The sequence below is a fragment of the Gordonia neofelifaecis NRRL B-59395 genome (genome assembly GCF_000192435.1).
Taxonomy (GTDB): Bacteria; Actinomycetota; Actinomycetes; order Mycobacteriales; family Mycobacteriaceae; genus Gordonia; species Gordonia neofelifaecis.
Genome location: NZ_AEUD01000047.1, coordinates 1 through 816, shown reverse-complemented (window position 1 = coordinate 816; position 816 = coordinate 1). Strand labels below are relative to the sequence as shown.

The 816-nt window shown below is 64.8% G+C and carries 1 protein-coding gene; it reads right to left on the bottom strand.

Translation table 11 applies throughout. The features are described 5' to 3' along the window. Positions 1–3 precede the first annotated feature (3 nt). The coding region (locus SCNU_RS19910) for a beta-keto acid cleavage family enzyme (RefSeq protein WP_009681212.1) at positions 4–816 on the bottom strand (813 nt) is incomplete at its 5' end.

Sequence of the window (816 nt, the reverse complement as noted above, 5' to 3'; positions counted from 1 at the left end):
GGTTCAGGCGTGGTGGGTGAAGCCGACCTGTCCGGGCTGGCGGTTCGGGGCGTACCCGAGCTTGGCCAGGGTCTCGTCGGCGTCGGCGTAGGTGGTGCCGATCCGGTAGATGTCCCGGGCCTCCTTACCCGTGGCGACCTCGCGGCCGAGCTCCTTGGCCAACCGCACGACCTGCTTGACCTGATCGACCGACCCGAGCTTCTCGCCCTTGGCACCCCAGATCGTGTCCTCATTGCCACACCGAGTGTGCAGACCCATCGCCACCGCCATCGCGTTCACCGGCATCACCGACCGCATCAGCGTCTCCAACGTCAGGCACGCACCATCGGGCACCCGCTGAATGAAGTTCATGATGTTGTACGGATTCGGGCCGTCGAAACCGCCACCGATACCGACCCACGTCAGATTCAGCGGACCGGTGTACTTACCCCGACGGATCAACCGCTCCACCGTCTCCAACTGCGGAATGCTCGAAAGCTGGAAGTGCGGCTGAATCCCGGCCGCCTGCAACCGACGCAGATGCTCCTCCACCCACTCCGGGCCCGCCGGAACCGTCATCTCCCGGTAGGTCGCCGCCAACTCAGGACGCTCCATCGAGGTGCCCGCGATGTCATCGGCGGTCATCAACTCCATGATGTTCATCTGCGAGGTGTTGATCGCGATCGTCACCTGATCCGGCTTCGGATCCAACTCCGCCAGCATGTGCCGGGTGTCATCCGAAAGCCACTTCGCATCCGCGCCATCACCCTCCGGGGCGAACGAGATCGACCCGCCGACCTGCAGAATCATGTCCGGCACCGCCTCCCGCAGACCCGC